22 protein-coding genes and 1 pseudogene are annotated in these 23,163 nt (G+C 71.0%); 6 read left to right on the top strand and 17 right to left on the bottom strand.

Going from position 1 to position 23,163, the window contains the following annotated elements; genetic code table 11:
* Positions 1–260: 260 nt before the first annotated feature.
* The gene (locus ACWCQM_RS20935) at positions 261–674 is read left to right on the top strand and encodes a hypothetical protein (RefSeq protein ID WP_450916663.1); all 414 of its coding nucleotides are present in this window, start codon (positions 261–263) and stop codon (positions 672–674) included.
* A 36-nt stretch (positions 675–710) separates the two neighbouring features.
* Positions 711–1,430, top strand: coding sequence for a nucleotidyltransferase family protein (locus ACWCQM_RS20940; RefSeq protein WP_450916664.1), 720 nt, complete (start codon positions 711–713; stop codon positions 1,428–1,430).
* A 77-nt stretch (positions 1,431–1,507) separates the two neighbouring features.
* Here the strand turns inward: ACWCQM_RS20940 and ACWCQM_RS20945 are convergent, their stop codons facing one another.
* From ACWCQM_RS20945 to ACWCQM_RS20995, 11 genes are all read right to left on the bottom strand, one after another.
* On the bottom strand, positions 1,508–3,040 hold the full coding sequence (locus ACWCQM_RS20945; protein ID WP_450916665.1) for a DoxX family protein: 1,533 nt from the start codon (positions 3,038–3,040) through the stop codon (positions 1,508–1,510).
* A 47-nt stretch (positions 3,041–3,087) separates the two neighbouring features.
* Positions 3,088–3,549 carry a dTDP-4-dehydrorhamnose 3,5-epimerase family protein gene (locus tag ACWCQM_RS20950; RefSeq protein WP_450916666.1) on the bottom strand — a complete coding sequence of 154 codons (462 nt, stop codon included), beginning with the start codon at positions 3,547–3,549 and terminating at the stop codon, positions 3,088–3,090.
* 280 nt (positions 3,550–3,829) lie between these two features.
* On the bottom strand, positions 3,830–4,786 hold the full coding sequence (gene rlmB, locus ACWCQM_RS20955; protein WP_450916667.1) for a 23S rRNA (guanosine(2251)-2'-O)-methyltransferase RlmB: 957 nt from the start codon (positions 4,784–4,786) through the stop codon (positions 3,830–3,832).
* A gap of 104 nt (positions 4,787–4,890) precedes the next feature.
* Positions 4,891–6,291 (bottom strand): cysteine--tRNA ligase, encoded by a 1,401-nt coding sequence (gene cysS, locus ACWCQM_RS20960; protein WP_450916668.1) that lies wholly within the window; start codon positions 6,289–6,291, stop codon positions 4,891–4,893.
* Positions 6,292–6,351: 60 nt separating this feature from the next.
* Positions 6,352–7,611, bottom strand: a complete 1,260-nt coding sequence (locus ACWCQM_RS20965) for an MDR family MFS transporter (RefSeq protein ID WP_450916669.1) — start codon at positions 7,609–7,611, stop codon at positions 6,352–6,354.
* Positions 7,608–9,320 (bottom strand): ABC transporter permease subunit, encoded by a 1,713-nt coding sequence (locus ACWCQM_RS20970; RefSeq protein WP_450916670.1) that lies wholly within the window; start codon positions 9,318–9,320, stop codon positions 7,608–7,610. The genes ACWCQM_RS20965 and ACWCQM_RS20970 overlap by 4 nt, the downstream gene beginning before the upstream one ends.
* Positions 9,321–9,324: 4 nt before the next feature.
* Positions 9,325–10,836: an ABC transporter substrate-binding protein gene (locus tag ACWCQM_RS20975; protein WP_450916671.1), complete on the bottom strand. Its 1,512-nt coding sequence runs from the start codon at positions 10,834–10,836 to the stop codon at positions 9,325–9,327.
* A 27-nt stretch (positions 10,837–10,863) separates the two neighbouring features.
* Complete coding sequence (locus tag ACWCQM_RS20980) at positions 10,864–11,481, bottom strand: GNAT family N-acetyltransferase (protein ID WP_450916672.1); 618 nt, start codon at positions 11,479–11,481, stop codon at positions 10,864–10,866.
* Positions 11,482–11,660: 179 nt separating this feature from the next.
* Positions 11,661–12,176 (bottom strand): 2-C-methyl-D-erythritol 2,4-cyclodiphosphate synthase, encoded by a 516-nt coding sequence (ispF, locus tag ACWCQM_RS20985; protein ID WP_450916673.1) that lies wholly within the window; start codon positions 12,174–12,176, stop codon positions 11,661–11,663.
* Positions 12,166–12,930, bottom strand: a complete 765-nt coding sequence (gene ispD / locus ACWCQM_RS20990) for a 2-C-methyl-D-erythritol 4-phosphate cytidylyltransferase (RefSeq protein ID WP_450916674.1) — start codon at positions 12,928–12,930, stop codon at positions 12,166–12,168. Before ispD ends, ispF begins: the two co-directional genes overlap by 11 nt.
* Before the next feature lie 402 nt (positions 12,931–13,332).
* Positions 13,333–13,815 carry a CarD family transcriptional regulator gene (locus tag ACWCQM_RS20995; protein ID WP_006380568.1) on the bottom strand — a complete coding sequence of 161 codons (483 nt, stop codon included), beginning with the start codon at positions 13,813–13,815 and terminating at the stop codon, positions 13,333–13,335.
* 674 nt (positions 13,816–14,489) lie between these two features.
* Here ACWCQM_RS20995 and ACWCQM_RS21000 point away from each other — a divergent pair.
* The gene (locus ACWCQM_RS21000; protein ID WP_450916675.1) at positions 14,490–15,158 is read left to right on the top strand and encodes a DUF461 domain-containing protein; all 669 of its coding nucleotides are present in this window, start codon (positions 14,490–14,492) and stop codon (positions 15,156–15,158) included.
* Positions 15,159–15,249: 91 nt separating this feature from the next.
* Here the strand turns inward: ACWCQM_RS21000 and ACWCQM_RS21005 are convergent, their stop codons facing one another.
* Positions 15,250–15,930 carry a response regulator transcription factor gene (locus ACWCQM_RS21005; RefSeq protein ID WP_014047499.1) on the bottom strand — a complete coding sequence of 227 codons (681 nt, stop codon included), beginning with the start codon at positions 15,928–15,930 and terminating at the stop codon, positions 15,250–15,252.
* The gene (locus ACWCQM_RS21010) at positions 15,927–17,195 is read right to left on the bottom strand and encodes a sensor histidine kinase (RefSeq protein WP_450916676.1); all 1,269 of its coding nucleotides are present in this window, start codon (positions 17,193–17,195) and stop codon (positions 15,927–15,929) included. Before ACWCQM_RS21010 ends, ACWCQM_RS21005 begins: the two co-directional genes overlap by 4 nt.
* 199 nt (positions 17,196–17,394) lie before the next feature.
* Here ACWCQM_RS21010 and phoU point away from each other — a divergent pair, with 199 nt between their 5' ends.
* Positions 17,395–18,072, top strand: a complete 678-nt coding sequence (gene phoU, locus ACWCQM_RS21015; protein WP_099174137.1) for a phosphate signaling complex protein PhoU — start codon at positions 17,395–17,397, stop codon at positions 18,070–18,072.
* A gap of 180 nt (positions 18,073–18,252) precedes the next feature.
* Entirely contained in the window at positions 18,253–18,393 is a 141-nt protein-coding gene (locus ACWCQM_RS21020; RefSeq protein ID WP_450916677.1) for a hypothetical protein, read from the top strand.
* Positions 18,394–18,469: 76 nt separating this feature from the next.
* Here the strand turns inward: ACWCQM_RS21020 and ACWCQM_RS21025 are convergent, their stop codons facing one another.
* The gene (locus ACWCQM_RS21025) at positions 18,470–19,837 is read right to left on the bottom strand and encodes an MDR family MFS transporter (protein ID WP_450916678.1); all 1,368 of its coding nucleotides are present in this window, start codon (positions 19,835–19,837) and stop codon (positions 18,470–18,472) included.
* 208 nt (positions 19,838–20,045) lie between these two features.
* Between ACWCQM_RS21025 and ACWCQM_RS21030 the strand changes: the two genes are divergently transcribed.
* Positions 20,046–20,807 (top strand): phosphoglyceromutase, encoded by a 762-nt coding sequence (locus ACWCQM_RS21030; RefSeq protein WP_014154899.1) that lies wholly within the window; start codon positions 20,046–20,048, stop codon positions 20,805–20,807.
* Positions 20,808–20,907: 100 nt separating this feature from the next.
* Here ACWCQM_RS21030 and ACWCQM_RS21035 read toward each other — a convergent pair whose 3' ends face one another.
* From ACWCQM_RS21035 to ACWCQM_RS21045, 3 genes and pseudogenes are all read right to left on the bottom strand, one after another.
* A complete protein-coding gene (locus tag ACWCQM_RS21035) occupies positions 20,908–21,087 on the bottom strand; it encodes a hypothetical protein (RefSeq protein WP_450916679.1) in 180 nt (59 codons plus the stop codon).
* Positions 21,088–21,546: 459 nt separating this feature from the next.
* A complete protein-coding gene (locus ACWCQM_RS21040; RefSeq protein WP_450916680.1) occupies positions 21,547–22,392 on the bottom strand; it encodes a VOC family protein in 846 nt (281 codons plus the stop codon).
* Positions 22,393–22,531: 139 nt separating this feature from the next.
* A pseudogene (locus tag ACWCQM_RS21045) lies at positions 22,532–23,041 on the bottom strand (site-specific integrase); the annotation flags it as partial.
* Positions 23,042–23,163: the final 122 nt, after the last annotated feature.

Consider the following 23,163-nt stretch of genomic DNA (forward strand, 5'->3'; position numbering starts at 1 on the left):
CGAGGGTGCGGGGCCGTTCGCGTGCCGTGGGACCGCGTGCGTGGCGGTACGGTTGGCACGGCGCGGGACCGTCCGCGTGGCGGGGCCGTTTGCGTGGTGCGGAGCGGATCGGGTTTTGGGGCGGCGGGAGCCCAAATACCCCGGCACACCGGTCAATTCACCCCGAGCGTCAACCCGCTATTCGAAAAGACCCCTCGAACCATCCCCCGGAGGGGTGACGAAATGTCGCCAAGTCATCACTGGCCGCTACGCTCGCCTGCGTGACCCACACCGCGCGCCGAATCGGCCGAACCCTCGCCCTCGTACTGCCCGTCGTCATGGTGCTGTCCGGGACCCTCGCGGTCACCCGTGTGCAGTGGTCGGGGCAGGACACCGAGACCCAGTTGCTGACCGCCGCCTCGGAGACCGTGTCCAAGCAGGCGAAGGCCCGCGCCCCGCACGACGTCCTGCGCGACAAGCTCCTGCTGGAGCTCCGCGAGAAGGACCCGGGTGTCGCGCTGACGAGCCTCCAGCGCACCGTCGAGGGGCGTCCGTCCCTGGCGAAGCACTGCATGTCGATCGCCAAGGCGCTGGGCAAGGCCGCCGTCGACCAGTACGGTCCGACGCGCGCCCACCGCTTCTCCCGTCCGGTCTGCGACACCTCCTTCGCCTCGGGCGTCGCGCAGTTCAGCTGAGCCGGGCGTGTCCCGGCACGGCATATCGTGCCTGGCATGCATACGTATCCGACGCAGGCCGTGATCCTGGCGGGTGGTCAGGGCTCGCGGCTGCGCCCGTACACCGATGACCGCCCCAAGCCGATGGTCGAGATCCCCGGAACCGGGACCCCGATCATCGGCCATCAGCTGTCCTGGCTGGCCGCCGAGGGCGTCACCGACGCCGTGGTCTCGTGCGGCCATCTCGCCGATGTGCTGCAGGACTGGCTGGCCTCCGCCGATCTTCCGTTGCGCGTCACGACCGTCGTCGAGACCGAGCCTCTGGGCCGGGGCGGCGGTCTGAAGCATGCCGCGGCGCGGCTCCCCGAGCCGTCCGAGCCCTGGTACGCGACCAACGGCGACATCTGGACCCGCTTCTCGCTGCGGGAGATGGCCGCCTTCCACGCCGAGCGGGACGCCACCGCGACGCTCGCGCTCGCCCGCCCCCGGATTCCGTGGGGCGCCGTGGAGACCGACGCCTTCGGGCACATCACCGACTTCATCGAGTCGCCGCCCTCGCCGTACCTGATCAACGCGGGCGTGTACGTCTTCGCGCCCGCCTTCACGTCGCTGCTGCCGGACCGCGGTGACCACGAGCGGACGACGTTCCCCCGGCTGGCCCGCGAACGCCGGCTGGCCGGCTTCCCGCTGCCGCACGGGGCCTACTGGCGGGCGATCGACACCGCGAAGGACCTCACCGAGGCGGCGAAGGAGCTGGGCGCCCACCCGGGCACGTAGCCGCACGCGGGGATATACGTGAGCGAGGGCGGCCACCGGATGTCCGGTGGCCGCCCTCGCGGTGTGGGGTGCCCGGGTCAGCCGAGCAGGCCGCCGATGGGGTTCTGCCCGGCGCCGCCGGAGGAGCCGTCCTCGGGCTCACCGCCGTCCGAGCCGCTGGTCGTACCGTCCGAGCCGGTGGACCCGGAGGAGCTGGGGCCCGCGTCGCCCGACGGGGGCTCCTGCGGGGCCGGCTCCTGCGGAGTCTCCTGTCCGGTGCCCTGGGTCTGGCTGGGCGCGCCCGTGCTCGCACCGGCCGTCGGGGCCGATTCGCCCGTGGCGTCGGAACCCTGGGTGGACTCCTCGGCCGACGGGGTGCCCGGAGCGCTCGAGGGGGCCGCCTCGGGAGTGCGGCCGTCCGGGGTCCTGGAGGGCTTGCGCTTCTCGCTCTTGGTCTTGTCGGGGAGCGGGGAGCCGGGCAGCTGGTTGGTCGGATAGCTGTCCGGGCCCGGCACTGTGACGACCTCGGTGGAGCGGACCGCCCCGCCGAGCATCGAGCCGACCAGCAGGGTCAGCCCCACGACCACGGTGGCGACCGCCGCGCCACGACGCAGCACCCGGCGGCGGAGGTCCCAGATCTCGGAGCGCGGGCCGAGCGTGCGCCAGGCCTCGCCCGCGAGGCGTCCGTCCAGGGAGTAGACGGGAGCGCCCGCGATGACGAGAGGGCTCCACGCGGCCAGCAGGATGATGTCGGGGGTGTCGTACGCGGCGGTGGCGCGCCAGCTGACCGTCACCAGGAGGGCGGCGGAGAGCAGGGCCCCGAAGGCCGCGGCGACGCGCTGCCAGAGGCCGAGGACGGTGAGGACGCCGACGATGACCTGGAGGAAGGCGACGGAGAGTCCGGCACCGACGGGGTGGGAGAGCGCGAAGTCGCGCAGGGGTTCGGCGAGGGCCCAGGGATGCAGCGAGGTCAGGTACTTGACCATGGAGCCGCGGTCGCCGCCGTCGAAGTAGGCGGGGTCGCAGAGCTTGCCCATGCCGGCGTAGATGGAGAGGAAGCCGAGGATGACGCGCAGCGGGAGGAGCACGACGCCGAGGTTCATCCGGCGGCCCGGGTAGTACGCGTGCCGGACGGTGTCGGCGTGGCGCCGCTCACCGGCGGCGCCCTGGGCGTCGGTGTCGGGGCCCTCGTCGTACGGGGTGTCGTGGCGGGGCGTGTCGACCGCGTCGTAGGCCCCGACCGCCTGGCGCATGGGCGGCAGCAGCGGGCCGCCACGGCCGCCGCCGGGCTGGACCACGGGGTTGGGCTGGGTCTCGTCGAGGCGGGGGATGACCTGGGTGCCGCCGCCCGCGCCGAAGTCGCCGCCGGGGCGGGTGTCGAGGTGGCCGGCGGTGGAGTTCCGTACGGCCTGCAGGAGTCCGGTCGCTCCGGGGTCGCCCGGTTCGGACCTGCCGCTCCAGACGACGGGAGCCCGCCTCCGGCCGCCCGCGCCGCTCATGGCGGGAATCCTGAGCGGTCCGGCGGGGCCGCCCACGGGGCGCAGACGGGTGCGCTGGCCCGGGGCGAGCTGTACCCGGAAGCTGGCGTGGCTGACGATGACCTGCGCGGGGTCGCTGTCCACCTTTGTCATGCTCAGGGCGGGTTGGTCGTCGAACCGAGGCGTTCTGGTGTCCACACTCATCTAACCGAGTGATGTGTGATTAGGACACTGCCTTGACGCGTCCGAAGTGTCCGAGACCCGTCAACACTCTGCCGTGCGCGACGAGTCCGTGGACGCGAGGCACGCGGAGCGGGAGGGCGTCGCCCCTGCTTCGGCCGCGTCGCGGAGGGGGCGCACGCCGGTGGTGCGGTCCTCCAGGGCCGGGAACGCGTGGCCCGGACCCTCGGCCGGGGGGAGGGAGCACGGTTCCGCGCGTCCCGTCGGACCTCTTCGCGGTGTCCCCACGGGAGCCGGCCGGTGCGGAGATCGATTGCCGCATCGGGTGTGACACCGCGCAGACAGGTGGCGTACTCCGCCTGGCCGGGCGGCACTTCGGCGTAGTGGATTGCGCGTAGCACCGCACGCCGGGAGACGGGCCGGCGACAGGTGCACGGAGCGCAGGGCGGTGGGGAGGACCAGCGACAGCGCACGGCGTGCATGGCGGTGGGGAAGCGCCTGACATTCCGGTGGGCGGCTCAGCGCCGGGCATACCGGTGGGTGGCTGCGCGCCGGACATCCCGGTGGGCGGCTCAGCGCCGGGCATACCGGTGGGCGGCTCAGCGCCGGACGTCCCCGGCCCCGTTGTTCCTGTGCGCTGCCCGCCCCGGGGACCCGGCCCCGTTGTTCCTGTGCGCTGCCCGCCCCGGGGACCCGGCCTCGTCGTTCGAGCACGCTGCCCGCCCCGGGGACCCGGCCTCCGGGTCCCCGGGGCGTACGGGGTCACGCCCTGCGGCGCGCCACCTCGTAGAGCACGATGCCCGCGGCGACACCGGCGTTCAGGGACTCCGCGCCACCCGGCATGGAGATGCGGACGCGGTAGTCGCAGGTCTCGCCGACGAGGCGGCCCAGGCCCTTGCCCTCGCTGCCGATCACGATGACGACCGGGCCGTCCAGGGCCTCCAGGTCCTCGACGGTGTGCTCACCGTCGGCGGCGAGGCCGACGACCGTGAGGCCGGCCTTCTGGTAGCCCTCCAGGGCGCGCGTCAGGTTGGTGACCCGCGAGACGGGGGTCCGCGCGGCGGTGCCCGCCGACGACTTCCAGGCCCCGGCGGTCATACCGGCCGCACGCCGCTCGGGCACGACGACACCGTGCCCGCCGAACGCGGAGACCGAGCGGACGATCGCGCCGAGGTTGCGGGGGTCCGTGACGCCGTCGAGGGCGACGATCAGCGGGTCCTCGTTGTTGTCGTACGCGGCGGCGGTGAGGTCCTCCGGGTGCGCGTACTCGTACGGCGGGACCTGGAGGACGAGGCCCTGGTGGTTCAGGCCGTTCGTCATCCGGTCGAGCTCGGGGCGCGGCGCCTCCATCAGGTGGATGTTGCCGCGCTCACCGGCGAGCTGGAGTGCCTCGCGGACCCGCTCGTCGTTGTCGATGTACTGCTGGACGTAGAGCGTCGTCGCGGGCACGCCGTCACGCAGTGCCTCGAAGACCGGGTTGCGGCCGACGACCATCTCCGACGTGCCCTTGACGCCACCACGGCGCGGGGCGGGACGGCGGGCCGCGGCCTGCTTGGCCTGGGCGTTCGCCACCCTGTTCTTCTTGTGTCCCTTGCGGGCGGAGGCGGGCGGCGTCGGTCCCTTGCCTTCGAGACCACGGCGTCGGTTACCGCCGCTGCCGACCTGCATGCCCTTCTTGTTGGACGTGCGGCGGTTCCTGCGCTGGCTGTTCCCGGCCATGACCTACCTGTTTCGTTGCTTCAGAAAAACGTCGTCAAGTGAAAGTGTGCCGCCCGGACCGCCGGGCGGCACATTTGCGCTGCTCACGCATGGTGCGAATCCGCTCAGCGCGGTCCGAGCGTCCACCTGGGTCCGCTGGCGCTGTCCTCGATGACGAGGCCGGACTGGTTGAGCTGATCGCGGATCGCGTCGGCCGCGGGCCAGTCCTTGCGCTCGCGGGCCGACTGGCGCTGGTCGAGGACGAGCCGTACGAGGGTGTCGACGACGCCGTGCAGATCCTCGCCGCGGTCGCTCTCGCCCGCCCAGTGCGGGTCGAGCGGGTCCAGCCCCAGGACGCCGAGCATCGCGCGCACCTCGGCGAGGCGGGCGACGGCGGCTTCCTTGTCGTCGGCGGCGAGGGCGGAATTGCCCTGCCTGACCGTGGTGTGCAGGACCGCGAGCGCCTGCGGGACCCCGAGGTCGTCGTCCATGGCCTCGGCGAACGCGGGCGGCACCTCGGCGGCGGCCTCGACCGGCCCGCCGGTCTTCTCCACCACGCGCTGGATGAAGCCCTCGATCCGCGCGAACGCGGACTCGGCCTCACGCAGGGCCTCTTCGCTGTACTCGATCATGGAGCGGTAGTGCGGGGTGCCGAGGTAGTAGCGCAGGACGATCGGGCGCCAGGCCTTGACCATCTCGCTGACCAGCACGGAGTTGCCGAGGGACTTCGACATCTTCTCGCCGGACATGGTGACCCAGCCGTTGTGCACCCAGTACTTCGCGAAGTCGTCGCCGAAGGCCTTGGCCTGGGCGATCTCGTTCTCGTGGTGCGGGAAGATCAGGTCGATGCCGCCGCCGTGGATGTCGAAGGCGGTACCGAGGTACTTGTGCGCCATCGCGGAGCACTCAAGGTGCCAGCCGGGACGGCCGCGGCCCCACGGGGTCTCCCAGCTGGGCTCACCGGGCTTCGCCGACTTCCACATGGCGAAGTCGCGCTGGTCGCGCTTGCCGGTCTCGCCGTCGCCGGAGGGCTGGCGCAGGTCGTCGAGGTCCTGGTTGGAGAGCTCGAGGTATCCCTCGTACGAGCGGACGTCGAAGTAGACGTTGCCGTCGGCCTCGTAGGCGTGACCGCGCTCGATGAGGCCGCGCATCATCTCGATCATCTCCGGGACGTGCCCGGTGGCGCGCGGTTCGTACGTGGGCGGGAGGCAGCCCAGGGCGTCGTAGCCGTCGTTGAAGGCGCGCTCGTTCTCGTAGCCGATGGACCACCAGGGGCGGTTCTGCTCGGCGGCCTTCTTGATGATCTTGTCGTCGATGTCGGTGACATTCCGGATGAACGTCACGTCGTAACCGCGGTATTCGAACCAGCGGCGCATGATGTCGAAGTTCAGCCCGGACCTGATGTGCCCGATGTGCGGGGCGGCCTGGACAGTCGCGCCACAGAGGTAGATCGAGACACAGCCCGCTGTGAGCGGGACGAAGTCACGGATCTGCCGGGCGTTGGTGTCATGCAGGCGAATAGTCACCCCTCAAGGGTAGTGGGCCCGCACCAGTGCCCAGCGCCCCCTGTGGAAAACGTGTCACAACTAATCGGTGACGGTGGTATCCGGCCCCGGCGCGCGCCGTCCGGAGGGCAGTGCCAGGGCGACTCCGGCACCGGCCAGGGGCACGGCCGCGAGCACGGTCCACAGGACCGGCCCGGGTGTGTCGAGCAGTGTCCCGCTGGCCGCGCTGCCGACGAGTACGGCGAGGCCGGACACCGAGGACAGCGCCCCCGTCGCGAGCCCCAGCCTGCGGTCGTCGACCAGGTCGGGCACGAGCCCCCGCGTGGCCGGGACCAGCAGCATCTGGCCGAGTGTGAGCAGCACGACGAGCACGGCACCTGGCAGCAGCCCGGCGGGCCCGCCGGGCGCGAGGGGCACCGCCGCGAACCCGGTGGCGACGACCGCGAGCCCCGCCACCAGGGCCGTCCTGGGCGCCATGCGACGCACGGACCAGCGGGTCAGTGGCAGCTGTGCCACGACGACGAGCAGCGAGGAGAGCGCGAACAGCACCCCGAGCGCGCCCTGGGAGCCGGTGGCACGCTCCACCTCCACGGGCAGGGCGAGATAGAGCTGGTTGTACGAGACGAGATAGCAGCTGTACGCGAGGCACAGCAGCAGGAAGGGCCGGTTGGCCAGGAGCCGGCGGGGAACACGCGCGCCCGGCCCGGCGGCGGCGGTTGCCCGGCGCGGCCCGCGCGGCATGAGCCGGGCGTGTCCCACCAGTACGCCGACGAAGACCAGCGCCCCCGCGAGACAGGCCGACCGGAACCCCCCGCCCAGGAGCAGCAGCAGGCTGCCGAGCAGCGGTCCGATGAAGGCTCCGGCCTGTCCTGCGGCGGAGAACACGGCCAGCACCTGGGCGCGCGGGGTGCCGGTGGCGCTCTCGCCGGCGACGGCGGCCCGGGCGGTCTCGGATTCGACGGCCGGTGAGAAGAGCGCGGCGGCGAAGCCGATGAGGAGGACCGCGCCGATCACGGTGGCGGTGGAGCCCGCGACCGCGAGCCAGCAGAAGCCCGCGATCCGCAGGACGCAGCCGGCCAGGACGACCGGCCGGGGGCCGTAGCGGTCGGTGAGGGCGCCGCCGACGACGAACAGGCCCTGCTGGCTGAAGGTGCGCAGCCCCAGCACGAGTCCGACGAGCCAGCCCGCCATCCCGAGCCCCTCGCCGAGATGGGCGGCGAGGTAGGGCAGGACCGCGTAGAAGCCGATGTTGAACGCGAACTGGGTGGTGGTCAGGAGCCGGATGTACGAGGTCGGCCCCGGGGCGTCCGTGCCCGTCACGCTCTCCGGGTACGCCGTCATCCGCGCCCCTTGCCCCGCACGGCCGCCGCGGTCAGGACCGCGAGCGCGCCGAGGGCGGCGAGGGCCGCGGCGGGGGCGAGGACGGCCCAGGGGGCGCGTTCGGCGTAGGGCATGTTCTCCGAGAGCATGCGGCCCCACTCCGGCGCGGGGGCCGGGGTGCCGAGCCCGAGGAAGCCCAGGGAGGCGAGCGCCAGGGCGATGGCCGGGACGCGCAGCACGGCGTGGCGCACGACCGGGGGGACGACACCCGGCAGGACGTGCCGGCGCAATCGGTGCCACCGCCCTGCGCCGAGCGCGCGGGCCACGGCGACGTGCGGGGCCGCCCGCTCCTGTGCGTACAGCGCGGAGGTGTGGGCGGCGAGCGGGGCCCATGCGACGGCGGCGACCGCGCCCGCCGCGCCCCAGGGGCCGGGCCCCACGACGCCCGCGACGACGAGCCCGGCCAGCACGGCGGGCAGCGCGTTCGCGGTCTCGGTGAGGGCCCCGGCGGGGAGGGCTCCGGCGAGCAGGCCCAGGACCAGGGTGACGGCGCTGACGGCGACGGCGGTGAGCACGGTCCTGGCCGCGCCGTGCGCGAGGCGGGCGAGGACGTCACGGCCGAGGGAGTCGGCGCCCAGCGGGTGGGCCGCCGACGGAGACGCGAGCCGGGCCGCGGCGTCGGCGTACAGGGGGTCGCGGGTGAGGCCGGCGAGGACGAGGGCGGCGAACAGCGCCGACAGGACCACCGCGACGACGGCCACAGCGCGCCGGGCGGGACGGACCGGCGCGACCAGCGGAGGCAGCGCGCCGTCCGCGCGGGCGGGCCCGAGCAGCGCCCTGGAGCCGAGCCGGGCCGCGAGTCCGGCGGCGACGCCCAGCAGGAGCAGGAGCAGCACGCAGGCCTGGAGTACGGGCAGGTCCTGGGCCAGGGCGGCGGCCAGCGCCGTACCTCCGAGGCCGGGAATGGCGTAGAGCGTCTCGACGGCGACGGCGCCCCCGGTGAGGCCCACGACGACCAGGCCGAGCTGGGGCAGCAGGGTGGGCAGCACGCGGCGCAGTGCCTGACCGGCGATCCGGCGGGCGGGCACCCCGTGCGCGGTGGCCGCGCGCGCCCAGGGCTCGGCGAAGGCGGCGGGCAGCGCGTCGTCCAGCAGCCGCCCGAGCAGCGCACCGGCGGGGACGCCCATGGCGAGGGCGGGCAGGACGATCTGCTCGGGGCCGCCCCAGCCGAGAGCGGGGAACCAGCCCAGCTGTACGGCGAGGACGGTGGCCAGGACCGCGGCGAGGAGGAACTCCGGCAGCGCGGCGAGCACGGCCCCTCCGACGCCCGAGCGGGTGGTGACCAGCGTGCGGCGGGCACCGCGCCTCAGCGTCCCGGCGGCGAGGGCGAGCGCGAGGAGGACGGCCACGGCGAGCGAGACGCCCATGAGGGTGAGGGAGACCCCGAACGCCGAGGTCACGTCGGGGCCGACCGGCTGCCCGGAGACCCATGACTCGCCCAGGTCGCCACGTAGCACACCGGCCGCCCAGCCGCCGAGCACGTGCAGCGGGCCGCCGTCGAGTCCGGTCTCGGCGCGGATCGCGTCGAGCACCTCCGGCGTCGCCGGCCGGTCCGCGTATCTGGCGTGCAGGATCGTCAGCGCCGGATCGGTGCGGGTCAGCCTGGGCAGCAGGCCGATGACGGCGACGACGGCCAGGAGCGCACCGAGCCGTCCGGCCAGGTACTTCACCCGTTCACCCGACGCGGGTGTCGGCGGTGATCAGGGTGCGTTCCATCGGGTCGAGTGCGACGCCTTCGACGCGTGCCTCGTCGTAGCCCTGCACGAAGCGCTCGTGGACGAGCGGCACGAGGGCGTCCGTGCCGAGAACGGCCGCCTCGGCGGTCATCTCGGCGCTGTGCCGGGCATCGGTGCCGGTCAGCGCCGCGGCCTTGCCCACGGCGGTGTCGACCCGCTCGTCGCAGAGCTGGGAGATGTTGGAGCTGCCGTCGCAGGTGAAGTCCGAGGCGAGGTAGGAGACCGGGTCGGCGGCGTCGAGCAGGGTGTTGCGGGCCTGGATGAACCCGTCGTACTTCCCCGCGAAGGCGTCGGCCTCCATCTGGGCGTAGTCGCGGACGACCTGCCTGACGGTGAATCCGCGCTTCTCCAGCTGCTGCTGGACGAGCGTGGCGACCTCGGGGAGTTCGGGCCGGTTGGTGTAGGTGGCGAGGACGATCTCCTTCGTCCTCGCCACCTCGGCGCGGCTCGCGGCGGGGGTCCGCCCGGTGGGTGCGGTGCGCTTGTCGGCGGCCCAGGCCACTCCGGGACCGAGGAGGCCCTGCGCGGTGTCGGCCCGGCCCTCGTACACCCCGTCGACCAGCGCCTTCGAGTCGATCGCCTCACGGGCGGCGGCGCGCATGGCGGGGTCGGCGAAGACTCCGCGTTCGGTGTTGAGGGAGAGGCCGTTGGTCCGCGCGGAGGGGAACTCGTGGACGTACGCGTCGCCGAGCAGCGAGGCCTGCGATATCGGCACGTACTCGGCGACGTCGACGGCCTTCGTCCGCAGCGCGTTGGCGCGGGCGGTCCCGTCGGCGACGAAGGTGACGTCCACACCGGGGGCCTTCGCCTTGCCGCCCCAGTAGTCGGTGTTGCGCTCCAGGGTCGCGGCGACCGCGCCCTTGACGTCGGTGAGGGTGAACGGGCCGGTGGCGTGCCCGGCCGGGTTCACCTTGCCGTTCTCGTAGGCACCGGCGGACAGGATCGTGAGGGACGGGTTGGCAAGCCGCTGCGGGAGCAGCGGGTCGGCCTCATCGGTGACGATCCGTACGGTGTCCGCGCCCGCGGCCGTCGCCTCAATGACGGTGTCCGACAGGACCCGGGGCAGCGGGGATGCCTTGCCCGCCGCGGTGAGGGACCGTACGACGGCGTCGGCGTCGACCTTCGCGCCGTCCTGGAAGACGGCGTCGCGGAGGGTGAACGTCCAGGTGGTGGGGTTGTCCTGCTTCCACGACGCGGCCAGGGCGGGCTTCGCGGTGCCGTTCTTGTCGAGGGCGGTGAGGCCCTCGACGACGGCGAGCCGGCTGAGGGTCACCGCGTCATCGCCGTACGGGGACATGGCCTGGGCGGGCGGAAAGGCCATGACGACCCGGAGCCGCTGCGCGCCGTCGGACGACCCGGACCCGCCCGACGAGGAACAGGCGGCGAGCGGGAGCAGCAGGGCGGCGGCGATCACCGGCAGCGTGGTGCGGCGGTTTCGGGACGTAGGCATAACGGGAACCCTATATGGAAACGATTATCATCTGACATTCGGGGCGGAGGCGCCCCCGGGGCCGGGCATCGGCAGCTCGAAGTGGACGATGCCCTGCCCGCCGCCCGGCAGGGTGCGCTCGTCGCAGACCTCCCGGGCCATCGACCGCCAGAACGGCTCGGCGCCCGGCACGGAGGGGTCGGTGTGCAGATAGAGCGAGGTGTAGCCGCCCGCCCGCGCGGCGAACTCGCCGAGCTCCCGCACGAGCACCCGGGCCAGACCGTGCCTGCGGTGCTCCGGGCGTACGTAGATCCGGCACAGCTGGGCGGTCGTACCGGAGGGGAAGCGGTCCGCGACCCACTGTGGATTGGGCGGCGCCTGCGGCCCCCGGTCCCGCACCGCGCCCGTCGCCACGACCTCGCCGTCATGCAGGACGACCAGGAGCGTGCAGCGTTCGGGCAGGAGGTAGTGGCCCTCCGGGTCGATGATGTCGGCGTGCCAGCGCGGCACGTAGCCCGAGCGCAGGTCGCGGTAGACGGTGTCCAGCATCACGGCCCGCGCACCACCGATGTCCTGGGCGGTGGCGGTCCGCAGCGTGTAGCCGGCCGGGACGCGCCGGGCCGGCGCCTCTCGCGTCGTCGTCGCCCCGGCGATCACGCTCACCATTGACGCCCACCCTCGCTCTCGGCCCGTTCCGGCTCACGGCACATCACTTGCCGTACCAGCGTACGTGCGAGTGATGTGCAATAAGGCGGCGGGGCCGCACTCCTGCCCTCCCGGGGGCCCGGCTCCGAGTGCCGAACCGAGCCTCGGGTCAGCCCCGGCCCGGCGCACGGAGCCGTACGTCAGCCTCCGGCGCGGTACACCAGGGCTGTCGCGATGCCCGCGATTCCCTCGCCCCGGCCGGTGAACCCGAGCCCGTCCGACGTGGCGGCGGAGAGCGAGACGGGAGCGCCGACCGCGGCGGACAGCACCTTCTGGGCCTCGTCGCGCCGCTTGCCGATCTTGGGACGCAGGCCGACGACCTGCACCGCCACGTTGCCGATCTCGAAGCCCTCGGCGCGCACGATCCGGGCGGCCTCGGTGAGCAGGGTGACCCCGGAGGCCCCCGACCACTCGGGCCGGCCGGTGCCGAAGTGCTGCCCCAGGTCACCGAGCCCGGCGGCCGAGAACAGCGCGTTGCAGGCGGCGTGCGCCACCACATCGGCGTCGGAGTGCCCGGCCAGACCGGGCCCCTCGCCCTCCCAGAGCAGTCCCCCGCACCAGAGTTCGCGGCCCTCCTCGAAGGCGTGGATGTCGGTCCCGATGCCGACGAGCGGAATCACGGGAGCGGTGTGCCGCAGGGGCGCCTCAGAATCCATCGTTCGCCCTCCGGCGTGCGAGAACGGCCTCGGCCAGCACGAGGTCGAGCGGCCTGGTCACCTTGAAGGCCTCTTCGTGCCCGGGTACGACGACGACGGGCGAGCCCAGCCGTTCGACCATGCCCGCGTCGTCGGTCGCGCCCTCGCCGTCGACGGCGACCCTCTCGTGCGCCCCGACCAGCGTGTCCCGGTCGAAGCCCTGGGGCGTCTGCACGGCCCGGAGCCTCGCGCGCACGGGCGTCGAGAGCACCGGCTCGGGCAGACCGCCCTCGGCCGGCTCGACCTCCTTGACGGTGTCGGCGAGCGGAAGCGCGGGAACGACGGCGGGAGCCCCGTCCCGCACGGCCTCGATGACGGCGTCCACGGTCTCGACCGGCACGAGCGGCCGGGCCGCGTCATGGACGAGCACGACGGATACGTCGTCGGGCAGGGCGTCGAGGCCGAGCTTCACGGACTCCTGGCGTGTCGCACCACCGGGGACGATGACGTAGTCGGTGCGCTCGGGCAGCGCATGCCCGTCGATGAGGTTCTTGACCTCGGGCGCGCCGTCGGGCGGCGCGACCACGACGACGAGGCTGACGGCGCGGGAGGCCGCCATGGCCCGTACGGCGTGGATCAGCATGGGGGTACCGCCGAGCGCGCGCAGCGCCTTGGGGGTACCGGGGCCGAGCCGGACGCCGCGGCCCGCGGCCGGGATCACCGCGGCGGTGCGGGAGGGGCTCGATTCAGCGGGCGTCGGTGACATCGATGACATCGGTTGCACTCCGAAGCTTCGGCAGGTTTGTTTCCACGGCCGACATGGGTATGGCCTGGGCGTACCCCGGCCGTAGGTTGGGGGAGAGCCGGGCGCGACGCCTTGACTCGACCGGGAACCCTTCCGTGACCCCCGGTCGGCCAAGCCGCGGCGGGCTCGGCGCAGGACCGCTCGATGAAGACCCCGGAGACAGGCTGGACAGGCTCCGGGCAGGACGGCTCGGACTTCCGGACAGGGACCATTTCCGGACAGGACAGCCGGATCAGGCCGGATCTTTCGGATCCGAGCATGCCGCAGCGCCCGACGACTTACCGTAAAAACGGCTGGTCAGCGGGCACCGCGGCACATTTACTTACGACCGGATTCGTCTACCGGTGGCACCGGTCGCCGGTGTCGTCCGGTTCAGGACGCGAGAACCTCGTCGAGCAGGGCCTCGGCCTTGTCCTCGTTCGTGTTCTCCGCGAGAGCAAGCTCGCTCACCAGGATCTGGCGGGCCTTGGCGAGCATGCGCTTCTCACCTGCGGAGAGTCCTCGCTCGCGCTCACGACGCCACAGGTCACGCACCACTTCGGCGACCTTGATGACATCGCCGGAGGCGAGCTTCTCGAGATTTGCCTTGTAGCGTCGGGACCAGTTCGTCGGCTCTTCGGCGTACGGCGCGCGCAGCACCTCGAAGACCCGGTCCAGCCCTTCCTGCCCGACAACGTCGCGCACTCCGACGAACTCCGCATTGTCCGCCGGCACACGAACCGTCAAGTCGCCCTGGGCGACCTTGAGCACCAAGTAGGTCTTGTCCACGCCTTTGATCTGGCGAGTTTCGATAGCCTCGATCAGCGCGGCCCCGTGATGGGGATAGACCACGGTGTCGCCAACCTTGAACGTCATGTGACAGGTACCCCTTCCGTGGCTATCCAGAGTAACACGAGAACGGCTTCTCCTGAATGGCGTTTTCGCAGGTCAGGGCATATCTCGGGGCTTGACAACTGAGACACGAACGTGCTGCGCGAGGCTTCCGGAAGGCGATATTCGCAGGTCGGAGCGGGCGTACGACCGACCGGAAACGTTCGCGTCACACGGGCCGGAAGCCCTCCAGAAGGGGTCGAACGTCCCGTTTTGCCGGATTCCAGATGGTGAACTTTCCGTACTCCGTTCGGACATCGATCACCCGTACGGGCCTTAGCGTCCGTGGCCATTGAAATTGATCACCGGCCGGTGGCCGCGTGGATTATGCACGGGAAATGCGCCAGGGCCGGGAAAATCGATCACTCTCCGATCAACATGCTGATCAGCCGGGTTATGTGAACAGCGTGCGAAACGCCATCGAGCGGGAGACGGCCCCCGGGCGGACAGAAGACGCACGGACGGTCCCCCGGGCGCGGCGAGGCTCCTCCGTCCACAGGTAGGTCGGCCACAGGGGCGGGTCGGGTGCGGGCCCGGGAGGACGGCTCGGTAACCTGAGCCCGCTGACACACACTTAGGGCGGCTTTACGGCCGCTCGGGCCTTCCTGTCCGCAGAGTCCGAAGTCCGCAGTCCGAACGTTCAAGGAGTTGCCGCCGCCGTGAGCCGCAGCCTTCGACACGGCGCCCTCGCCGCCACTGCCCTCGTGTTCTCGATCGCCTCGCTGTCCGCGTGCAGTGCCGGCAACAACGCGCAGACGCTCCAGGTCAGGCCGGACAACGCAGCCACCGCTGTCGGATCCCTCAAGATCCAGAACCTGAACGTCATCACACAGCCCGACCACGAGGCCGAGGGCCCCGCCGTCATCGCGGGCACCCTGTTCAACGACGGCACCAAGCGTGAGGTCCTGGAGAAGATCACGCTGCCGGGCAGCAACGCCACGGTGGAGCTGAAGCCCGCCAAGGGCAAGGGACCGCTCGTGGTCCCGGCCGGCGGGCGGGTCATCATCGGCGGCAAGGACAACGCCTCGGCCGTGATCGAGAACGGCCGTCAGGTCGGGGCCGACGGCAGCGTGCAGTCGGTCGTCTTCAGCTTCAGCGAGACCGGCGACATCCAGCTCGGTGCCGCGGTCGTCCCGGCGACGAGCTTCTTCGAGTCCTTCGGCCCGGGCACGCTGCCCGCGACGAAGCAGCCCACGCCCGAGGCGTCCGCCTCCGAGTCGGCGGGCGAGCCGACGGACGCGGGCTCCGAGAGCCCATCGGCTGACGGCTCCGCCTCTCCGACCGACTCCGCCTCGCCCACGGACGAGGACGCGTCCGCCACCCACTGATCACAGGCGGGCGGGGGTGTCTCCGGCCGGAGGCACCCCCGCTCAGCCCGATGTCACCGGGTCAACGCCGTGCACGGCAGACCACCGCGGTTTACGGCTCGAACTTGTAGCCCAGGCCGCGCACCGTCACCAGATAGCGCGGCGCACCGGGGTCGGGCTCGATCTTGGCGCGGAGCCGCTTGACGTGGACGTCGAGGGTCTTGGTGTCGCCGACGTAGTCCGCGCCCCAGACCCGGTCGATCAGCTGCATACGCGTCAGCACACGCCCCGCGTTGCGCAGGAGCATCTCCAGCAGGTCGAACTCCTTCAGCGGGAGGTCGACCTTCCCGCCGGAGACCGTCACGACGTGGCGGTCCACGTCCATGCGGACCGGGCCCGCCTCCAGAGCGGCCGGGGTGACCTCCTCCGGCTCACCGCGGCGGCGCAGGACCGCGCGGATGCGGGCCACGAGCTCCCGCGAGGAGAAGGGCTTGGTCACATAGTCGTCGGCTCCTATTTCCAGGCCGACGACCTTGTCGATCTCGCTGTCCTTGGCGGTGACCATGATCACCGGAACGTTGGACCGCACGCGCAGCTGCCGGCAGACCTCCGTGCCCGGCAGGCCGGGGAGCATCAGGTCGAGCAGTACGAGATCGGCGCCGTTGCGCTCGAACTCGTCGAGGCCGTCGGGGCCGGTGGCCGCGATGGCCACCTCGAAGCCTTCCTTGCGAAGCATGTAGGACAGGGCGTCGCTGAAGGATTCCTCATCCTCGACGACAAGCACTCGGGTCACGGAAGGGCCTCCGGGGCAGGAAATGGATCAAAAGAATCGGTCTCGTACGGTCGCTCCGCGTCAACAGCACCGTTGACGGAGAAGGGCCCGCCGGTGGGACGACCCCGTACGACGCCCGATTCGGGCAGTCGCAGGGTGAAGGTGGAGCCCTGGCCTTCCGAGCTCCATACGGTGACCTCCCCGCCGTGCGAGGCGGCCACATGCTTGACGATGGCGAGGCCGAGACCGGTGCCACCGGTGGCCCGTGAGCGGGCCGGGTCGACTCGGTAGAACCGCTCGAACACGCGCTCGCGGTCCTTCTCGGAGATGCCGATGCCCTGGTCGGTCACGGCTATCTCGATCAGATCCCCGCCGGGCGCGGCCAGCTTCCGGGCCGCGATGCCGACGCGTGTACGGGCGGGGCTGTAGTTGACGGCATTCTCCACGAGATTGCCGAGGGCGGCCGCGAGCTGACTGCGGTTTCCCCAGACGGTGAGGTCCGCGGTACCGCCCGAGGCCATGGTGATCTGCTTGGATCCGGCCTGCTGGCGGCACCGGTCGATGGCCTCCGCGACCAGCTGTTCCACCCGAACGGGTTCGGCGTCCTCCAGCGGGTCGTCGTTCTGCACCCGGGAGAGGTCGATGAGCTCCTGGACGAGGTTGGTCAGCCGGGTCGCCTCGATCTCCATGCGCCCGGCGAACCGCTCCACCGCCTCCGGGTCGTCGGACGCTCCCATGACGGCCTCGGAGAGCAGCGAGAGCGCGCCGACCGGGGTCTTGAGCTCATGGCTGACGTTGGCGACGAAGTCGCGCCGTACCGCTTCTATGCGGCGGGCCTCCGTGAGGTCCTCGACCAGCAGCAGGACCAGGCGTGAGCCCAGCGGGGCCACCCTGGCCGAGACCGCGAGGGCCTCGCCCCGGCCCGTGCCCCGGCGCGGGAGGTCCAGCTCCACCTGTCGTATCTCACCGTCACGCCGGGTGTCCCTGGCCATGTGGAGCATGGGCTCCACCGCCAGGCGGCCACCCCTGACCAGGCCCAGCGCATAGGCGGCGGAGCTGGCCTTGACGACGCTGTCGCTCTCGTCGAGCACGACGGCCGAGGAACTGAGCACGGACAGGACCGTGTCCACCCCCGGCGGCAGCGCGGCGTTGCCGTCGGGCCGCAGGGACGTACGCGTGGGGCGCTTCTGCTCGCGTTCACTCCAGCGGAACGCCAGCACGGCGATCACACCGGTGCACAGCCCGGCGATCGCGGCAGCTGCGGCGACCGCCGCGTTCACGTCCATGCTTCAAGGTTATGCGGGCGCGCCGACACTCTCCCAGCCATCCGGGTGCCATCTCGAACACTCGTCGCCCAGAGTTCACCGAGGGGATAGTGCCGGTTCACTTGGGCGGTCGGATCCCGACGCGTTGCACCCGCACCGTGGCAACGTGGGGGTCGGCCCTAGACCCCGGCCTCAACAAAGGATCTGGAGAGGGACTTCCATGCGCGACGCTTATCACGAGGAACTCGATTCGATCGGCGAGGACCTGGTCGAGATGGCCAGGCTCGTCGGCTCGGCGATCGGGCGGGCCACGACGTCCATGCTCGACGCCGATCTCAAGCTCGCCGAGAGCGTGATCGCCGCGGACCAAAAGGTCGACGACCTCCAGCACGACCTGGAGGCCCGCGCCATCGCGCTGCTGGCCCGCCAGCAGCCGGTCGCGACGGATCTGCGGATAGTGGTCACCTCCCTGCGGATGAGCGCCGACCTGGAGCGCTCGGGCGACCTCGCCCAGCACGTCGCCAAGCTGGCGCGGCTGCGCTTCCCCGAGTCGGCGGTACCGCACGACCTGCACGCCACCATCCTGGAGATGGGTCAGCTGGCGCAGCGGCTGATGGCGAAGGCCGCCGAGGTCATCATCACGAAGGACGTCGACCTGGCGCTCCAGCTGGAGCAGGACGACGACGAGATGGACCTGCTGCACCGCACGCTGTTCCAGCACCTGATGGACGACCGCTGGAAGCACGGCATCGAGACCGCCGTCGACGTGACCCTGCTCGGCCGCTACTACGAGCGCTTCGCCGACCACGCCGTGTCGGTCGCCAAGCGCGTCGTCTACCTGGTCACGGGCGAGCACGCGGACGAGATCCAGGCGGCGACGCCGGTGGAGGGGGCGTAGAGGGGCGCGGACCTCACCGCATTCGCACGTCCGTTCCAGCACTTGTGCGCCGTTGATGCGCCCTCCGGACTGGGCATGCAATGGGTGCGGGGGCGGCGCGGCATGCCTGCGCCCCCTCGTCGGCATGTGTGCCCACGCATGTGCCGTACGCCGTCGAGTCGTACGCCCTGAGGAGGGACCATGGCCGATTCCCCCGTGACCGAACCCCAGCAGGAGAGCCCGACCGAAGTGGTGCACCTGCCCGTGCTGGGAGCCTGCGGTTGCGGCTCGGGCTGCGGGTGCGGCTGCCAGTCCGGCGCGCCGTGCCAGTGCGGCGGCTGAGGGCCGGACCGAACCTCGCGGCAGGGCCCCGTGACGGACGCGTGTCCGCTCCCGGGGCCCCGCCGTGGCGCGCTCCTCAGACCGTCGGCTCCGTGACCGCCCGGTCCTCGCCGTGGCGCGCTTCCCGCACCGCGGGCTCCGTGACCGCCTGGCCCTCACCGTGGCGCACCTCCCGCACCACGGGCTCCGTGACCGCCTGGCCCTCGAGGGCCGGCGAGCCTGCGACCACCGGCTCCGGCAGGTCCAGGTTCCGCATGAGCAGCCAGTAGCCGAACGCGGTGACCGTGCCCAGCACCGCGCAGGTCCCCCACAGCCAGGCCGCGCCGTAGTGGTCGATCACGAAGCCGGACATCAGCGGCGCGACGAGCGCCGCCACCGACCAGGACATCGAGTACACCCCCTGGTAGCGGCCCCTGCCGTGCGCCGGGGACAGCTGCACCACGATGCCGGTCTGCGTCGGCGCGTTGACGATCTCGGCGAGGGTCCAGACGCACACCGTCAGCGCGTACACCCCGACCGACCCCGCGAAGGCGGTCAGCCCAAACCCGTACCCCGCGACCAGGGACGAGATGATCAGCAGCCGCCGGGGGTCCCGGTGCTGGATGAAGCGGGTGACGGGAATCTGCAGGGCCACGATCATCACGCCGTTGACGGCGATGGCCGTACCGAAGTCCGAGCTGGACAGCCCGTCCGTGCCCATGGCGACCGGCAGTCCCACGTATCCCTGCTGGAAGATCAACGCGACCAGGAAGGACAGCCCGACGACACCCATGTAGCGCCCGTCGCGCAGCACGGTGCTCAGCCGCACGTCGTCCGGCGCGCGGACCCCGGCGGGCTGCGGCTTCGCCTCGGGGCGGGACTCGGGCACCTTGAGGAAGACCACGACGGCGCAGAGCAGCGTCAGCGCGGCCTCGCCCATGAAGCCGGCCAGATAGCTGTACTCGGCGATGAAGCCGGCCCCCGCCGAGGAGACCGCGAACCCGAGGTTGATCGCCCAGTAGTTGAGCGAGAAGGCCCGCACCCGGTCCTCGGGCCTGACGATGTCGGCCATCATCGCCTGCACGGCGGGCCGGGACGCGTTGCTCGCCATCCCCACGACGAAGGCGACGCCCGCGATGGCCACCGGATGCACCATGAAGCCGAGCACGGCCACCGAGACGGCGGTCGAGAGCTGCGCGATCAGCATGGTCGGGCGACGGCCCAGCCGGTCCGTCATCACCCCGGCCCCGAGCGACGAGACGACCCCGCCGAGCCCGTGGAGCGCGGCGACGAGACCCGCGTACGAGGCCGAGTAGCCCCGGTCCAGGGTCAGATAGAGGGCCATGAAGGTGGCGACGAACGCCCCGAGGCGGTTGACCAGCGTGCTGGTCCACAGCCACCAGAACTCCCTGGGGAGACCGGCGACCGTCTCGTGTGCCGCCTTTCTGAGACCGGCGACAGACATAGGGCTTCCCCCTGGGGGCGTACGTACGGAATGGATGCGAGCAGGCCTTCATGTAAGCGTCCCTGCTGCTGTCCGAACATTACGAAGGCGGATTCCCCGGCCGCCACTCAATTGACGCCGCCCGTCAATCGGAGGTTCTCCGCCCCGCCTCCGTCCGCCCTGTGACCGAGCGCGCGGAGCTCGCACGGGTTCGATTACGCTCGGACCCATGGCCGACGCACCGTACAAGCTGATCCTCCTCCGCCACGGCGAGAGCGAATGGAACGCGAAGAACCTGTTCACCGGATGGGTGGACGTAGACCTCACCGACAAGGGCGAGAAGGAGGCGGTCCGCGGCGGTGAGCTGCTCAAGGACGCCGGCCTGCTCCCCGACGTCGTGCACACCTCCCTCCAGAAGCGCGCGATCCGCACGGCCCAGCTCGGGCTGGAGGCCGCGGACCGCCACTGGATCCCCGTCCACCGCTCCTGGCGCCTGAACGAGCGCCACTACGGCGCCCTCCAGGGCAAGGACAAGGCCCAGACGCTCGCCGAGTTCGGCGAGGAGCAGTTCATGCTCTGGCGCCGTTCCTACGACACCCCGCCGCCCGCCCTCGAGGACGGCACCGAGTTCTCGCAGAGCGCCGACCCGCGCTACGCGACGATCCCGCCGGAGCTGCGCCCGCGCACGGAGTGCCTCAAGGACGTCGTCATCCGCATGCTGCCGTACTGGTACGACGGCATCGTCCCGGACCTCCTCGACGGCAAGACCGTCCTGGTCGCCGCCCACGGCAACAGCCTGCGCGGCCTGGTGAAGCACCTGGACGGCATCTCCGACGACGCCATCTCGGGCCTCAACATCCCCACCGGCATCCCGCTCGCCTACGAACTGGACGCCGACTTCCGCCCCCTGAAGCCGGGCGGCACGTACCTCGACCCGGACGCGGCGAAGGCCGCGATCGAGGCCGTGAAGAACCAGGGCAAGAAGAAGTAAGCAGAGCTGAACCGGCCCCCCCACCTGCGGGTTTTCCGCGTGGTGGGGGGCTTTTTGGTGCGCTGGGCCGTCTGTGGGCCGTCGCGTGCTCAACGGGCCGTCAGGCGGGACGGCTCCAGCGGCGGATGCGGATGTCGAGGACGATCAGCAGTGCCACGGGTACGGCGATCTCTGCGGGGGCGTCAGCCCAGAGGGCGAGTGCGCCACCGGCACTGCCGGTGAGCGCGAGCGGCAAGTCGCGAGGACAGATGTCGACGGTGACACCTGTGCGTGGGACCATGATGTCTCCATCTGTGGTCGGTTCCTGGCTAGGGATTCCGGGTGCGGAAATGGAAACGAATGCCGCCCACGCACGGGCGGCATTCGCGCGTGTTGAGACTTTCGCACAGCTCGGCTTCACAGACAAACGTGCAGCTAGAAGCGGGCTTTTACCGCGACAGTAGAAAAGTCACAGACTGCTGCACGTCGACGCTGATTCATTTCACTGGATGAACGCCTTGTTGTACAGCTTGGACGGCTCGAACCTCCCTACCCAGGTAGGAATCATCCCTGGGTAGGGAGAGATCCTCGCTGGTCAGGGAGGGGTGTTCGAGTCACCTACCGCTTCCCAGGGTTCTTTTCGATAAACCGTAAGCTTCCTTCCATGGATGGAACTGCCCACCCATGGAAGGTTGCCGAGTTTCTGTACGTTGATTCAAGCCGTGTGCTCATCTTGTGAGCCTTGCTGGACTGCCAAAGTTCAGTTTCTACGCCCTGAATTTTCGTATGCGTGCTCGATTGCCTTTCGAGTGCGTTCCTGACTAGTGCTGTGACCGCATAGGTCCGCCGGGTTGGTCCAGGCTGCGACCACCGCCTGATCGACGGCCGAGTCACTCTCAAGGCAGCGAACCAGGAATGCCAGTCCCTCCGGGCTACTCAACCGCACAACACGACGACCGGTTCTCTCGGACCAGGTGGCCAAGTCATGGCCGTGTTCGTGTGCGCGTACGACGACGCTGTCCAAATCCTCGACGTCGACCGCAAGTTCCCACTGCGGAAGGGATGCGCTGGGTCCACGTGTAGCGATGAAATCGGCGCAGTTCAGAGGGGTCCCCGTCGTCTTTTCGTAGAAGTGCCGGGCTTTCTCAGGCTGGTCGCACGTCAGGACCATGCCGTGCGGGGCACCCGCCAAGTGGGGCGGGAACTGCCATCCGGTGAAGTTGCGCGGCTGCCACAGGGAGAAAGCGGCACCTACCGGATCGATCAATGTCGCCATGCGCCCCTGATCGCCCGCGTCGAAGGGAGGTACGACAAGACGAGCGCCGTTCACCGTCGCCACTTCGGCGCGACGGTCGACGTTGTCGACTGCCAAGTAGTAGGCGATGTGGGCGGGTGTTCCCGGTGGGTAGACCGGGTTCGCCAGGTCGCTCACGCCACCGATCAGGTGGCCGTCGATGGCTATCTTGGTGGCCTTTCGCCAGTCCTTCTCGTCCACCTCGAAGCGCCAGCCCAGCGTCTTCGAGAAGAAGGTGGCGGTGCCGGCCAAGTCACGGGTTTTGAGATCCATCCAGCAGAACTCGTTCGATGAACCCAGACGGGTCGTCATCCTGTGCTCCTTGTCGTCTCAATGCTGGGTATCGAGTACTTGGACGACTCCGCAAGAGATTTTCGGCTGCGCTGCGTAGCAGGGCCGGCGTCAAACCGGTCCTACCGCACCGATTCGATCGTTCGCGGGCGTGTCCAGTCCCACCGAGCGGTCCCATGAAGATGAGCTGCTTGGTCACCAGCGGTCCGCCCGCGACCTTCCACGGCAACGTGATCTCGACCGGCGGGAATTGCTTCATGTGGGCCCTCAGTGCGTCGGCGACCGGGCCGGGGAGCGGCACGTCCCGCAGCTAGCCGCCCTTGGGCGGAGCGAAGACGGGCTTGCTACGGCTCAGCTTGAGCTGCTGGACGACGTGCAACGTGTCCGACCGGAAGTCGATCGCGTCCACCGCGACACCCAGGATCTCGCCTTGCCGGAGGCCGCCGCCGCCGCCCAGGTCGACCATCGCCTGAGACCGCTCCGGCATGCCCGCACGCACCGCGAAGAGCCGTTCCGTCGTCCAAGGCGTGACGCGCTTCGTGTCCACGGTCGGCGGCCGTACCGAACGGGCAGCGCAAGGGTTTCGCGGAAGGTGCCCGTCGTCCACGGCCGCGCTGAGAGCCGCCCGAACGTTGGAGTAGATCGTCCGGGCGTACGAGCCTCGGACTGGGCTTGATCCGCTTTGACGGACATTCGAGAGATCAGGGGTTCAGCCCCGGGAGGATGTCCATCATGGAGAGCATGGGGAAGAAGAAGCCTCGCCGCCCTCGCCGTTCCTTCACGCCGGAGTAC

It is taken from the genome of Streptomyces sp. NPDC002125 (genome assembly GCF_053593715.1).